Here is a 14,285-nt window from a genome sequence, read left to right as displayed (position 1 = left end):
CAGATACTCCCTTAAACAACGCTCATAGCTGTCCAAAAATCCCTGACGACGGACACCAACCGCTTCTCCTAAACGAGCTCTGTTCCGGAAGCTCGTTGATGCCAGCATATCCATGGTACCAATAGCGGGTGGTCATCTGGCTGCCATCTACAGCCTCACTCATCCGCCGCAGTCCGAGATCGACGAGGAGAAGTGGCGACAGGAGATCACCAGGCTTGCCGTCGATACCGAGGCAGCTGTGAACTTCATCTTAAAACGCGTGACGCTGTCAGAGGACGCTGCCTACCTTGGGCGCTGGATGAGTGAACACGCCGAGCGCGGATGGGCTGACGTCTTCGACTACGATCAGATCATTTCCCAGTTTCCCGAAGCATCGAAAATGGAAATTCTCGAGGCTTTAGGTGAGTTGGAACTTGAGGAAATGCTGCGGATCAACAAGGTTATCGGCAGACCGTTTGGCAACGTCGTTACCGCCCCCAAGCTTTATGAAACATTCGATCCGATCGTCTTCGAAGACGTCAGCCCTCGCCAGGATGCAGCAACCGTTGCTCTGGCAGTTCTGGACACTGACAGTATGGTCTCATGTTCCGCTCTCGCCGACAAACACGGATGGAGCGTGCGCCGGATCAATCCGGCACTGGCTATCGTTGGCGAGATGATTGCTGACGGGCGCAAGAGCCGCCCCCTCGGTCAACCTCTTGGTATCCGGGCCATGACAGCCAATCTTCAGGAACGCGCGCGCCTTCGCAGATTTGTGAAGCACATGAATGGAGAGGCTTGAGGCCGAGGCCGCCACAAGCGGTCCAGAGGAGCTATTTGCGCTTATCTACCTTCGATTCAAGCCGGAAGCTCACATAGAAGTTGTTATCGATCAGTGCGCGTGAGAAGTCGTCCGCCGTTCGCTTTCTTGGCTCTTCCGCCACGCGTTCAACCACTACGCACGCAGGTCTCATCTGCGAGCGTTTAAAGTAGTTGCTGGGACTGTTCTTCACCTTGCGCATCAGTAGTCCGTGAAAATCTTCCTGAGATCCTTGTCGGTAATCTTGTCCTTGCAAGCATCGCCCAATCGGCGTGCCTTTCCTCCATTGACGCTTTTGTAGCAGGTAGTGGTTCCATCCGCGTTAACGGTCAGTTCATACTGGGTTTCATCGCTCGCCTTTGTCCAAACCTTACGGTCCGCATGCACTACGAGCCGCCAGTCGAGGCAGGCGCCATCTATCCCAGCTATAGCGTTTGCCACGTCTAGCGCCGACTGATAGCGATTCACCGGATTTGTTTCCAAGCATTTCTTGATCACATTACGCAATGTTGATGGCACATGTGGGGCAAAGGACTTCCGATCGGGAAACTTACCGTTGCGGACATCGAAGCGGAACGCCGCGCGGTCAAACGCTTCGGGCGGACCGTACTTATCCATCTGTGCGTAGAAATGTTCGTTGCCATTGCACATCCGGTACAGCGTCAACCCAACCTGATAGATGTCAAATGTCCGCTCGAAGTGATCTGTCTCCAGAGCCTCCGGAGCGATCATTGGCGTATAATGCCTGTCCTGTGCCGCAATCCCTGAGTAGTTCATCTGCTTAGCTTGCCCGAAGTCCGATACGAGTGCCTCCTGCCGCGATGACAAAAGGATGTTGTCGGGTTTCACGTCAAAGTGCACAAGTCCCTTGGAATGGATGTTGTGCAGCCCAGCAAGGATCTGCGAGCCGAGAGTGATAATCTCCCGGACGGTCATATGGCATCCCGTGATCAAGTCTTTTGCCGAGCCGTTGCGATAAAACGGCATCGCCACGTAGATATGGTCAGCGTCATAGCAAGCGTAGTGAACCTGGACAACGTTCGGATGCGCGCTCGCATATAGGGCTTGGGACTCGGCGAAAAATTCGTCAGGCGAGTCCAAGGTGCTCTTCCGGATCTGCTTGATGACGATCTCAGCATTGAGTTGATGGTCTCGCGCAACGAAGGTTCGCGAATTGCGGCCGTCTTGCCCGATTTCCTTGATGATGTCGAAGGCGAGTTCAGCCTTTTGGTAAGGCTTAAGCATCCTTGGCTCCCATGGCGCAAAGGATCGCTTCCCGCTCTTCCTTTCCCATCTTCCTCCAGTTCTCAACTCCAGGATCATCAATGCCATCGACTAGCGGCTTGAATTTTTTCCGATCGACGCCGAGACGTTTGGAGATCGATGCGATCTGACCGACGTAGTAGGATTGCAGCTCGCTGCTCGCAAACGCTTCCTGGATAACTCCTTCGATCTGTATCCGTTCGATGTTGGGGTGGTTTGCTATGGACTCGGTCACTCTCACGCCAGCTCGGGCGACTTCATACTCACGAAGCACGTCTAATAGGTTCGAACGCACATATTTCAGGGCAGCAGGAGTTTCGAACGCCGCTGGAATCTTTATCTTTTCAACATTTACTATGGTTTCCGCTTTTGTGTCATATATCGCGAAGGTGACGACCTTCGGTGTGGCGCGAATGCCAATCGTGATCATAGTTCCCCCCGATCAGGACCAAGGACCTCCTCCCGGGTGATTCTTTGGCCCAGTCACAACGATTTTATGCCATTGCCTGAACCACAACTCAAGGTTATCCACCTTAGGCAACTCATTGAGTTCCGTCCTCCGGATCGGAAGGGATTCGGTTCTGATGTGCTCCCGCCAAATGCCCTCGATTTAAGTTAGAGTTTTCCGCGACGATTTTCCTGGCTGGGAAGGAGCGGAATTGATGAAGGCATCGAAGTTTTCGGATGCGCAGAAGGCGTTCATCGTCAAGCGTGGGGAAGAAGGTGTTTCTGTTGCGGAGATCTGCCGTGAAGCCGGGATCAGCCAGGCGACGTATTTCAACTGGCGGAAGAAATACGCGGGGCTGATGCCGTCGGAGATGAAACGGCTCCGGGAGCTGGAGCAGGAGAACGCCCGGCTCAAGAAGATCGTCGCGGACCTGTCTCTCGACAAGGAAATGCTCCAAGACATCGTCAAACGAAAGCTCTGAGGCCTGCCCGGAAGAGAACGCTGGTCGACGAGATGCGGTCGGACTGGTCGGTGTCCATTCGCCGTGCGTGCGCGGTGATCAGGTTCGATCCGACGACCTATCGCTACAAGTCCCGTCGATCCGGCCAGGCCGCTTTGGAACAGCGGATCAGAGAGATTTGCCAGACGCGCGTCCGGTTCGGATATCGGCGCGTGCATGTATTGCTGCGCCGGGAGGGCTGGGTCATCAACATGAAGAAAACGCGGCGGATCTACAACGAATTGGGCCTGCAACTGAGGAACAAGCATCCCAAGCGCCGGGTGAAGGCAAAGCTGCGCGAAGACCGGCAGGAAGCAGTCGGGCCGAACGATGTCTGGGCCATGGATTTCGTGCATGACCAGCTCGCGACCGGTCGGAAGATCCGTGTTCTGACGGTGATCGACACGTACTCCCGCTATGTGCCGGCGCTTGATCCGCGCTTCAGCTACCGGGGCGAGGATGTGGTGAGAACCCTGGAAACTGTCTGCACGCGGATTGGTTATCCCAAGACGATCCGGGTCGATCAGGGCTCCGAGTTCATCTCTCGAGATCTCGATCTGTGGGCCTACCAAAGAGGCGTTACGCTGGACTTCTCCAGGCCGGGGAAACCGACGGATAACGCCTTCATTGAGGCCTTCAACGGCCGGTTCAGGGCCGAGTGCCTGAATGCACACTGGTTCCTGAGCCTTGCAGATGCAGCCGAAAAGTTGGAGGATTGGCGAAAGGACTACAACGAACACAGACCTCACGGTGCCATCGGCAACAAGGTACCAAAGGACCTGATGAAATCAGAACACGCAGCCAGCCCGTGTTCCTGATTTGGTCCGGAAAACTCTAGCCCGTCCCGGGGGCATGTTGGGTCGCACTTCAATCAACCAAAGGACTCCGCGCTAAGCCGGAAGAGAATTGGGGCTCAGGTCAGTGCAAGTTAGAGCCGGTCAAGGTCAGTTGCCATTCAGCTTCGCCTGAACCACGGCCTCTTCCGTCGCAGCCATCTGAAGGCGACAACGGCAACCGGGTCGCGTCAACGTGCAGGAAAATGAGCAGCTACGGATTACATAAGTTCTGCATGAAGAGGAAAACTTGTCTTCGGCAAAAACATCTCGAATGGAAACAAGTCGTTAATAACTGGCACATTTGAGAACAATTGGAACAAATTCCCAAACCGTAGCCTCTGCTCTATCAAGCTCAATGCCATATCCCGTTTCGAGACGACGTTAAATTTGGGAAGCCCTTTTGCACAAGTGCTGGAAAACTTTATGCCATCCGCGTTGATCAGAATCTGGCCATCTTGAGCGCCAAATGTAGCCCAGTCCTCAGAGCCTGACGTTGTGCTGCATGAAATTGCTACTTGCCTTTTGCCAGAAGACCACAGAAAGCCAAGATCCGAGTTTCGCTGATTCGCATCGGATGTTCTCAGGTTCGCCAAAGTCCCACATGGAAGAAATCCATAGTCTGTCTTGATTGGCAACCGTCCCGATCGGTCGTTTTGGAAAAAACCTGAAATCAACGGTTTCAGCTCAACCCCTTTCAGGCGTCGGCCGAGACTCCACGTGTAATTGAAACGCAGAACCTCTTTGCCCCCCAGCAAGAGGACTGTCTCTGCGGGCAATCTGTAATCGCGGAGGATTGTATTCACTTCAATAGCGTTTCTGCCCAAATCAACATGCGTCAAATTACCGGTCCGAACAACATCTGCTTCTTGCCCGTCCCATTTGAGCCGAAAATGATCTGTACGGCCTTCAACCATTAGTCCGCCAACGCTGCCTTTCTCAACAAAACTTATCTCATCCCTTTTGAAAACAAGCCGTTCAGTTCCGGAAGAGCCTTCAATTTCGACATCATCCCCGACCCGTGAGGCTCGAAACCCTTCACCATTGGCCGTTTCTACCCGACACAACTCCGTGGCTGTAGCTGAATGAGTAAGGAGGATGGTGTCTCCCGCAGTGTGCCTGAACTCCCTCTTTCCCTCGCCTCGCACAATTTCTGCTATTTGAACGTCGTTGAGGAAGACCTCTTGATCTGAGACCTTCCAATGCCCGGCCAGGTTCTCCCATTCAAGTTTCCCTTCAACTTGGCGAAGGGACTTGGCACGCCTGCCGTCACTCCATATTTGTTCAGTACAAAGTCGGCCATTGAACGTTCGTTTCAATATCTTGTCATCGGGAAGAGATATTTCGCTTTCTGCTTGGCCCAAAGTCCTGCGAGACTTTGCCTCGATCGCTTGAGACGCGGGATCCACAGCTCCTGCATTCCAGGGTGTTAGCCTGAGACTGCTTTCATCACCCCAATCATGAACCTCCACATGGCAATGTCCTGCAAAAGCAATTTTGTTTTCAGAAACAACCGCTGCCTCATTTCCATGCTCGTCTTCAACTGACGCAAGGGTGCCGTTGGAAAGGAAGTTGAATCGAATAGTTTGGTCAGCATCGGAGATGAGGCGACCCAGCTTGTCTCTCCCATTTTTTTCACTTTGCAATTCTCCATCCACACAATTGGCTGGAACAGAGACTATCTGGAACGGATAAACCCATACCCCGTATGCAAAGGCACATTGTGGATTGAAGTGCTCATCAGCAGCACCAAACATTGCTGAAAGCATCAGATGGCCAACCGCTCTGAACGGATCATTCGGTAGGCCGAGAGAAATCGGCGCCTTCTGTCCTAGAAGTGCAAAAGGAAATTGCAGGGCTTCAGCCGCGCACTGGGAAACACACGAAACCCAACTGAGAATCTCGAAAGCAGGCGCCAATTTATCCGCCCTTTGCCCGATCCAATGTGGATGCTGGAACGCAGGGCGTTCCAAATAAGTCCCAAGCATTGAACATGCGGCTTCGGCCCCAAGCCGAAGATCATACGCCGTCGGCTTTCCACCGCTTCTCTGCTCCTGGCTCAAGGGCAAGACTTCAACATTTCCCTCAGGGCTGGTCGCGGACAGCAGCTCACCTTTGTCCGCATAGGAAAACTCCCAAGTTAGACCCAAGAGACTTGCCTCTCGAAGACTTCCCAAGTCATCGCGCTCAAACTTGAGGAGATTGGCTTCCTCGCACTTGATACCATGCAGCAAGCCCCACTGACTGTCATAATCATATGAAACCGGCTTCCTGCTCGAAGCCTCGGCAGAAACAACACGCCCCAGTTCATCCCGCACAAGCTCAAGACGGGTCTTATCAGCAAATTCAATCCCAGATATGGCCCGCACTTCCGGATTGAGCTCGAACGAAACGAGTTGCTCACCGCCGCGCCGAATAACAGTCAGGTCCTCTCTTGGATAGGCGCAATCAAGCGCCATCATCCCGTGTGTCATGCGGCGCGTGGTCAACCTGCCTAACCCGTCGTAGAGAAAAGCCTCGCAGGCTTCGTTCGGACGGACCCTGTGACTTAACCGCCCATCTTCGGAGTAAACATAGGCCCACTCCCCAGAGTCGACACCACGTGAATATATCAATTGTCCTGCCGGATTGTATCGATAAGCCGCCAGTTCCACTTCCTGCCCTGTTTCCGGGTCTGGGCCAAGGATCCGATCGAAGTTGATGTCGCTACATTCCACTCGGACCGAAACGCCGTCCGATCTTATGACCTGCTTCAGATCCCCATAAGCTGTGCGTTTGAACCTCAGCTCATCGCCTTTTTGATTATAGATCCGACGGAGATAAAGCCTTTGCCCATCACTGAGACCAAATTCATAAAAGAAACCTCCTGGCACCTGAAAAGTCGGGCGATCATTGAGAAATTCGAGCTTCCAGTCCTTTACAACCGGATGGGCGGACTGCCCCCCTGACCATGGCGTTTCAAATGCCGCAATTTCACCCGTAGGAAGATGAAGATGCATGTGCTCCAGTTTAGGAAGCACAAATATGTTCCAGTTATCGATCCACCCCTTCCCTATCTGGCCATTGAACAGTGCCATCGACTGCCAGGTCGAAAGCAGTGATAGAGGAATGGGGCCTGGGATGAAGAAATCCTGTCGGGATACCCTGAGCTCTCCTATTACCGGATCAAAGATGTTATCAACCAGCAGCATTTGCGCGGGCCGTGTGCCACGGTAGTCATAGAGCCGGTAAAGATCGTCCATGGAGTTCAGCCCTGCCAGGCAAAAAGGCGGGAATAGAAATGCTGAAGGTCCGTGCCAAGAAAATTGAGATTATCATAGCTCGGTCCGTTGCCATCTTCCCTTTCATGATCCCAGAAGAAAACAGCTCCCTCGTCTTTCCCTGACACACTTATCAGGAGGAGATTGCCGAATGGATCGTGAGCAAACGGGATCATGTGCGGAAGTATTCGCCCCCCACGATGGTACATGTCGAAATATTCAAAAAAATTGGAATGTTCAGCGTCCGCGTCGAATGTCAGAAACCAATCGATCAATGAGTCCGAATATGGGCCGTCATAGTCAAGGAACTTGAAACACTCCGGCACAGGACGACCGCCATTTTTCTTCAGTAACTGGGCCTTGAGAGGTTCAGGCAAGGCAAATCCGAGCCACCCTTCCAAACCAACCATTTCAGCAGGCGTAAGCCCCGGCTCAGCCTGTAGGATCTTAACCATTTTCCAGCTGTTCCCGAATGACAGTTACGCCGCCAGAATGTGGAAACGCGTTGTGAACTCCTGTTTCGACCAACTGCAGGCTCCCCGGGTTCGCACCATCATGGTGCCAGGTATACCCACGCGGCGTGCGCTGATTGCCGGTTTGACGAACAGCGAGATAACAATCGCGGATGCGGCTCGGTTTTATGTCTTTGGTTACGGTCATAATTTCACAAAGTGGTTCCGGCGGCATGGGCGGCAAGATTTGGCACCTTTTCAGTCGCCATTGCCGTTAAGGTCGATTTCAGAGCGTCAGGCTGACCGGATGCCATGGCATGAACAGCATTGGCAAGGCTGTTTCCCGGTGGATTGGGCAACACAGCTGTCAACGGGTTTCCCATGGACGTCAAAGACTTGGAAGCCTGCCCCAATTGGGCTGACATATGTCCGCCGACATCGTTGGCAATTCCGTTCAATTTTCCCTTGAGGGCGGAAACGAGATTGTCAGATGTCAGCCCGTCTTTAACAGCGGACAAAGCAGCGCCCGGCAGCGCGGCCCCAACGCTCGGAGGGACCAGACTTGCGACATGTTGGGACAGAGCATTTTGAATGCCGTTTTCAAGCAGGGAACTCATTGTCTGCGAGACGAAATTCTCGAGACTGTCCAAGCCTCCAGCCAAAGCATTTCGGTAAGACAAAAGCTCGGCGGTTGCCGGGTCCGCCAACTTGCTCAATCCGGGATCAAGGAGCGGCGCAGATGAATCTTTTGCACCCTTCATGCAGCTCTTGAAAGGACCGCCCATGCCAACGTCGCCAATCAGGGTGTCGCCTGATCCGGTAGAAACCGACCCGCCACACCCAATGGCATCTCCAACGCGGCCCGCTTTCTTGCCATTGATGAACACTGTTGCTGATCCAGCCGAAAGAGACCGGGGATGTGGCGGGCAATTCGGGCATCCGTGCGGGACAAATGCATCCCCCAGACGAACCGCTGGTCGGCCGTTGATGAACGTGTCGGATGAGCCGGCAATGGCAGGCGTTGGCGGAAAACACCCGTGCCCGGCCCCAATATCCCCCAGTCTCGCAGCTTTTGGCATTAAAGCCCCCGTCACATCGCAGTTATTGGTTCGAACTTGCTGTAATGCTTCATGAAACGCCGCCCATTCCAGTTCCAGGTATTAGCCGTTGAGCGGACCGAAATCTTCTTCCCATTCCTCAAGCTCTTGCGGATCCGAATACAAGCTATCGATGAATTCATCGAAGGTCCGTGCGAGGTGATAAACACCCTTCACGTTCGGAATTTCTGTCTCAGTTCCATCAAGGATCAATCGCGCACTGTCCATTGCCACAACTGATCCATATAGCGGCCCCTCCAAGATCAAACCGTATTGAAGGTGGCCACCGTAGGCTTCTGCGAAGAGCATAATATTAGGGCTAATCATGCCATCAACCTGAAGTGTTTTAGTCATTTTAGCAACAGACGTTGTAGCTTCCACATCTGAAAACACAAAGATCTTATCAATTCGTAGATCTTTTTTTTCTGGGCAATTAGGTTTATTCGGCATTATGTCTTGGCCAGTACCAAACTCCTCAATAAACTTGATGTATAGGTCGGGAATATTCGCAGAAATTAGACTTTCGATGATATTTTTTGCCCCCTGAATATTATTCTCATTGTTCCGATATCCAAACTTAGTCGCTTGCATTTTGAGCTACTATTCTTCCTCGGGCTCCACTTCCAATGCGCCAAGGAAACTTTCGAAATCTTCAGAAACCTTAATCATGTAATCTCCTTCCGGAAAGAAGTTTGTACCTACTTGAAAATCCTGATCCCTGTATAAAACCCACACCGATCCTTTATCGGGACCTACAATGCAATATAAGAACTCTTCGTGGGAGCTTGGCCCCAGTGCAAAGCAAAGGTAATTCTGATACGGAGGTAAATATTCCATTTCAGTTTCCCTATGCTTGAGCATCCCGCTCACGCGCTTTAATGTTTGTAAGGGAAACCGCCGACCAGAAATATTTATCGCATCGCACCTATAGGCTGCTGGAGAAACACCATTGTTTTCTATCATAAAATTACAAAACAACTGCCCTGCCTGCCCCACTAGTTCTTCCATTCGTTTTCGGTCCTGCGGCTCAACTTCAATCTCATCATCGAAATTTAGAAGATTCACAACCGCACCCACTACCTGCTATTTTTTTGCGGCACTGGTATATTTATTTCCATCTGCACACCCGTTAAACTTTCGAAATATAATATTTATACTGCACTACCGAATACAAGCTCAATCCTAATCTGTTTAATTAATTAGAATATAGGGTATTCATCCTCCAAACCACCCCAGTATTCGGAAAAGGAGTTCGCCATTAATACAGCTTTTTTCTTAAATTCCCCTGCATCTTCCACCTCCTGTTCAATAAAATAATAAATTGCACCGCTATGTATTTCCATAATAATATTCGCATGCTCATGTCCACGACCAATGCACAAATAACCAGAAGGTAAGTTAAACTGACCGCGCATTTCCTCCGTATTATTTAATACGCTCCAACCTAGAAACCTACCGGCATATTTTTCATCTGTGAGGTCCGCTTCTGTATTCGATATATGGTAAAGCATCATTACCGGCCAAGAAGCTTCATTCACCTCATCTACAAAACCGGCATCTGCGGGAAACGATGCTCCATTGCAGGTTGCTAGGAATTCTACGTAATCAGCAGGGAGTTCCACTCCGATCTCTTGCTGAAATTCTTCGATTCTCGAAGCGGATGCTTCTTTGGACCACTTTTTGATCGACACCATTATTACTCTCCCAATTGGGCCGCTTTATTGCTTGCGAACTCCCCATGGTGCTTGAATAATTTATGTACACTCGCATCAACTGCAATCATGCTTTTCCCGCCAGCGTGATGCCAGTGCCACTCATCTCCATCCAAATTCTCACCTAGAGCCTTGTTTGCTTTTCTCTTGTCCATTTGCCTAGCTCGGTCTTGCGCCGCTTTCAATTGTTCAGGGTCGTTAAGATCATATTGGCGGTATTTGAAGCTACCATCTGTATTCAGGTCTTTTGGGTTAAGCTCTGTCAGTTCTATTTGGACTTTATCTGACCCTGGATAAATAACATTTTCGACGGGAGTACCGCCCTTACTTTCGTTACGGACGTTATGGAAATCTGGGTTCCCATTTTTGTCGTACGGCACGCTGTATACATCACCGCTCTCGTGGCGCATATGGACCTTGTAACCATCTCCGAGCTTCTCTGCTTTTACAAAATTCGGATTTTCACTTGTTGGTGTACCTTTAGGCCGGGCGTCATCCCACTCCTTGTTCGAAAGCGGCGAAGGATCTCCTTTAGGATACGGATTCCCCTTATTTGCGGCAGTCAAATCTTCTTTCAAAGGCGGCTTCTCACCGTTGTTGAAGTGTGTGACCTTTCCTGTTCCCGCTTCCTTGAATTCCTTGCCGCCTTTTCTGACTGCGTCAAAAGCCGCACTATTGCCCTTTATGGATTTCCCGAGGCCTGCCATCACTGAGCCCCCTGCGCCGCGCTGGCGATTTGCTGGGCTCCGGTCGCAACGCCGCCAGCAATTGCACCGCGTTGGGCAGCTTCAGCGGCCACCCGTCCGAAGATTTCCGCAGCCTTCTCGCCAAGTTCCTTGGCCGCCTCCTTCGAAATCAGGGTTCCGGCGATATACTTGATGATGCGCTTGACGAACTCCTGAATAACCTCGTCCAGATGGCGCAGCATTTCGCTGACCTTGGCAACCGCCATACCGGCAAGTTCAACAGCGCGATCCAGAGCATCCGTTGCGGCGGCGATCTTGGAGTCACGCGAAAATACGACCCAGCTGTCCTTCAGGTCGGCAACATGCTTTGCCGCCTGCGCGGTGAATGTTGCAAGAAATTCCTGAAGTTTCGCAATTGCTGTTTGAATGACATTGCTGAAGGCGGCGGCCTGATCCTGCAGCCACTTCACCGCGTTGCCCTTATGGAAGTAGCGAACAATCTCCAGAACCGAGTTGATCATTTCTGGTGCCGCAATTTTCTTGAAAGCTGTCAGGAAGTCGGCCGCCTTCGCCATGTAGGGAAGCGCCTTTTTCAGGATGATCTTGAAGAAGCCCTTCAGCACCGACCCGATTGTGGGAATGAGCCCGATCACAGTGATCCCAAGTGTCAGCCACAAGACCCAGCCTTCCCGCTCACGGCGCTCCCGGTCGCAAAGTTTTACAACGACAGCAACAATGTCGCGCAAGTCGGCTATCTGATCGATAACAGGGATCGCGGTTATTGCAGCATCACAGATGATCTGGCCGACGCTCGGGTCGTCGTTCCATTCACCCTTGATCGTCCCCCAGATCCAGTTGAAAACGCCTTCATCATCGGCGTCCATTGCCTTGAGCTCATCGACAGCCTCCTGACGTGCCTGCTCCGCCTGCTCCAGCCGCCGCTGGTCAGCCGGAGACAAATCCGTCCAGAAGTCGTACCAGGCCGGTTTGAGCTCATCGATGATCGTTTCTGCCGAATCCCTGCTTGTTCGAGAACGGGCGATGCTCTGGTTTTTGAGGTAGTCCGGGTTAGCGCGTTGCTGGTTTTCCGGCGTGTATTCAAGAGCATCCTCGCCAACAAGAACCAATGCCTGTTGCTGCGGGATACCATTGATGATGACGACGCCATTATCGCCGCATGTCCCGTTGGTCTCGGCTCCACCCTCCATGATCACATGAAATGGACAACCGGGAGAGGGGAAAAAATCATCATAGGTGACGAACAACACCATTGAATTCGGACAGACCGGACACATGACATCCGGATGGATCTTGATATCCGAGAAGTTCAAATCCGCGATATCAATGCTGTCCGGGTCTGTTTGAACCTGCAGGTCGCTCATCGGACGCCTCCCGGCTGGAGACGGGCGGCATCAAGCTCTCTTGCGGCCGCCACGAGCCGATCTATTTTTGGCTCTCCTGCAACATAGTCCGGGCCTGACAAAATCGCAGGGGCATCAGGAATGGCCCCGTTTGCCTCAAACCCGTGACCAAACGTGGTGGCAAGGATCAGGAACTTTGCAACATCCACTTCCATGTCGAAGCCAAGTTTATTGGCCTTTCTTTCGTTCACTTGAATGAACTGCAGCGCTTCATCACGAGTCGCTTGCGCCATTTTCAATGGATACATTTCGGTGAGGAACTTCAGGAACCTTAGATGACGCACTTCGTGAAACCGATCGAGCAATCGATCCAGCTGAGCCTTTGACAAGGTCACCGGCGTTGTTGGCGTGTTTTGAAACCCATCAGCAGGTGACGGCAATTCCAGTGTTTGCCAAGTCTCGCGTTCTTCATCCGGTGTGAGGTGGATCGCGCAGGCAGGGCCAGTCAGCGCAGCGCCAAACCCGTTGGGAAGAGATAGAATTGTCTTGATCAAGCTGGGATCATAAAACCGGAACAAAACCGTATCCCGCCCCTTGGGTGGATATACGTAGAGCCAGCTGCGCCAGTGTTTCAGCCAGTTTTCAATGGAGATTGGCTCGGCCGTTTCCAGAATGAAGCCCCATTTTGGATCTTCATCTGCAACGGATATCACCGTTTCAAGTATCTCGGTGTCCAGCAAGACAAGATGCGGAGCCTCGGTGTTGTAATAATCTCCTGCCAAGTCCTCGTAGAGGCAGGCGGCCCGTTCTTTCCACTCGCCACACCAACCCGGTACATCCTTGTTGCCACACGCATCCAGAAGCGCAACCAAGGTTCCGGAGCTGCACTTTTCCTTCAGCACAGCCCAATCAACCTCACCTTCTTGAACCTGATATGGAGAGGCGAATGTGTGCATCAGCTATACCCGCGATCTGTCGCCGGATCTGCTTCTTGCGGCTCCGATGGTTCTTGTGGAGGCACAGGCATGGCATCAGACGCTGTTCCCGGAGATCCGCCCTGATTGATTTTGACCTGCTTGCCGACAATTGTGACGCCACCCGCATCAATTTTCACAAACCCACCCGGCCCTTTAATGGTCAGGTCCTCGGTTCCCTCCAGCACAATGGTTGGTGCCTTCAAGGTGGTTTTGCCAAGCACGCTTGTCGTTGAAGCTCCTTCAACCATGAGAGTGTCCGTTCCCTTTACAATCGTGGACCGGTTTGCGCGAAAACTGCGCACAAACGCCCCCATCACCGTCAGGTTCAGGGTACCGTAGATCTTCTGGAAGAGCGTTCCACCGAAGATCCAATGCGTATCCTTGCTGATCTGTCGGTATTCGTTGTCGACAACTCTTTGGTGATTTTGATGCCCGACAATCAAATGTCGATTATGCGAGGTGATGCGATGTTCGTCGTGGCGAACATGATCGCGGCGATCATGTTCAACAATATGATCCTCATCCATCTGCGCATGGAGGTAGAGTTGCTCCCGCCCGCTTTCATCCTCAAACCGCAGCTCATTGGAACCGCCACCCTTATGGGTGTCTGACTTGATCGCCATGACGGTTTTCAAACTCGGCAGTTTGTAGGGTGGCATGTTCTGGGCGTGGTAGGTGCGGCCTGTGATGATGGGCTGGTCGGGGTCGCCTTCCAGGAAGTCGACGATGACTTCCTGCCCGATGCGCGGGATGGCGATGTGGCCCCATTTGGGGCCTGCCCAGTTGGAGGCAACGCGGATCCAGCAGGAGGACTTGTCGTTCTTCTCCCCGTGCCGGTCCCACGGGAACCAGACCTTCACCCGGGCAAACTCGTCGCAATAGATCTCCTCGCCTTCCG

Annotated in this window: 15 protein-coding genes; 2 read left to right on the top strand and 13 right to left on the bottom strand. The window is 52.3% G+C overall.

Translation table 11 applies throughout. The features are described 5' to 3' along the window. Positions 1-112 precede the first annotated feature (112 nt). Complete coding sequence (locus F0155_RS22310) at positions 113-781, top strand: hypothetical protein (RefSeq protein WP_150526783.1); 669 nt, start codon at positions 113-115, stop codon at positions 779-781. A gap of 219 nt (positions 782-1,000) precedes the next feature. On the opposite strand, the gene F0155_RS22305 is transcribed toward F0155_RS22310, so the two are convergent. After that, the gene (locus F0155_RS22305; protein ID WP_150526782.1) at positions 1,001-2,044 is read right to left on the bottom strand and encodes a serine/threonine-protein kinase; all 1,044 of its coding nucleotides are present in this window, start codon (positions 2,042-2,044) and stop codon (positions 1,001-1,003) included. After that, positions 2,037-2,492 carry a hypothetical protein gene (locus tag F0155_RS22300; RefSeq protein WP_150526781.1) on the bottom strand — a complete coding sequence of 152 codons (456 nt, stop codon included), beginning with the start codon at positions 2,490-2,492 and terminating at the stop codon, positions 2,037-2,039. Before F0155_RS22300 ends, F0155_RS22305 begins: the two co-directional genes overlap by 8 nt. Before the next feature lie 232 nt (positions 2,493-2,724). Between F0155_RS22300 and F0155_RS22295 the strand changes: the two genes are divergently transcribed. After that, positions 2,725-3,827, top strand: a protein-coding gene (locus F0155_RS22295) for an IS3 family transposase (protein ID WP_150526780.1) whose coding sequence is annotated in 2 segments (ribosomal slippage) — positions 2,725-2,986 and positions 2,986-3,827 — 1,104 coding nt in all. Because the reading frame shifts where the segments join, the coding sequence is not laid out codon by codon here. Between the two features lie 236 nt (positions 3,828-4,063). Here the strand turns inward: F0155_RS22295 and F0155_RS22290 are convergent. From F0155_RS22290 to tssI, 11 genes are all read right to left on the bottom strand, one after another. Continuing rightward, positions 4,064-7,084 carry a DUF6531 domain-containing protein gene (locus F0155_RS22290; RefSeq protein WP_150526779.1) on the bottom strand — a complete coding sequence of 1,007 codons (3,021 nt, stop codon included), beginning with the start codon at positions 7,082-7,084 and terminating at the stop codon, positions 4,064-4,066. A gap of 5 nt (positions 7,085-7,089) precedes the next feature. Beyond that, positions 7,090-7,557: an SMI1/KNR4 family protein gene (locus tag F0155_RS22285; protein WP_150526778.1), complete on the bottom strand. Its 468-nt coding sequence runs from the start codon at positions 7,555-7,557 to the stop codon at positions 7,090-7,092. Then, on the bottom strand, positions 7,550-7,762 hold the full coding sequence (locus F0155_RS22280) for an HNH endonuclease signature motif containing protein (RefSeq protein WP_161599883.1): 213 nt from the start codon (positions 7,760-7,762) through the stop codon (positions 7,550-7,552). The genes F0155_RS22285 and F0155_RS22280 overlap by 8 nt, the downstream gene beginning before the upstream one ends. Before the next feature lie 4 nt (positions 7,763-7,766). Next, positions 7,767-8,633, bottom strand: a complete 867-nt coding sequence (locus F0155_RS22275; RefSeq protein WP_150526776.1) for a PAAR domain-containing protein — start codon at positions 8,631-8,633, stop codon at positions 7,767-7,769. 81 nt (positions 8,634-8,714) lie between these two features. Then, a complete protein-coding gene (locus F0155_RS22270; protein ID WP_150526775.1) occupies positions 8,715-9,242 on the bottom strand; it encodes a hypothetical protein in 528 nt (175 codons plus the stop codon). Between the two features lie 9 nt (positions 9,243-9,251). After that, a complete protein-coding gene (locus F0155_RS22265; RefSeq protein WP_150526774.1) occupies positions 9,252-9,659 on the bottom strand; it encodes a hypothetical protein in 408 nt (135 codons plus the stop codon). Between the two features lie 191 nt (positions 9,660-9,850). Then, entirely contained in the window at positions 9,851-10,345 is a 495-nt protein-coding gene (locus F0155_RS22260) for an SMI1/KNR4 family protein (protein WP_150526773.1), read from the bottom strand. A 2-nt stretch (positions 10,346-10,347) separates the two neighbouring features. Continuing rightward, positions 10,348-11,070, bottom strand: coding sequence for an HNH endonuclease family protein (locus tag F0155_RS22255; protein ID WP_150526772.1), 723 nt, complete (start codon positions 11,068-11,070; stop codon positions 10,348-10,350). After that, the gene (locus F0155_RS22250; protein ID WP_150526771.1) at positions 11,070-12,431 is read right to left on the bottom strand and encodes a hypothetical protein; all 1,362 of its coding nucleotides are present in this window, start codon (positions 12,429-12,431) and stop codon (positions 11,070-11,072) included. The genes F0155_RS22255 and F0155_RS22250 overlap by 1 nt, the downstream gene beginning before the upstream one ends. Further along, positions 12,428-13,366, bottom strand: a complete 939-nt coding sequence (locus tag F0155_RS22245; protein ID WP_150526770.1) for a DUF4123 domain-containing protein — start codon at positions 13,364-13,366, stop codon at positions 12,428-12,430. The genes F0155_RS22250 and F0155_RS22245 overlap by 4 nt, the downstream gene beginning before the upstream one ends. Beyond that, the coding region (tssI, locus tag F0155_RS22240; protein ID WP_150526769.1) for a type VI secretion system tip protein TssI/VgrG at positions 13,366-14,285 on the bottom strand (920 nt) is incomplete at its 5' end. The genes F0155_RS22245 and tssI, both read right to left, overlap by 1 nt.

This window comes from Roseibium sediminis, from assembly GCF_008711325.1.
Classification (GTDB): Bacteria; Pseudomonadota; Alphaproteobacteria; order Rhizobiales; family Stappiaceae; genus Roseibium; species Roseibium sediminis.
Note: the sequence above shows the minus strand (reverse complement) of the source record. Positions and strands in the feature narration are given on the sequence as shown.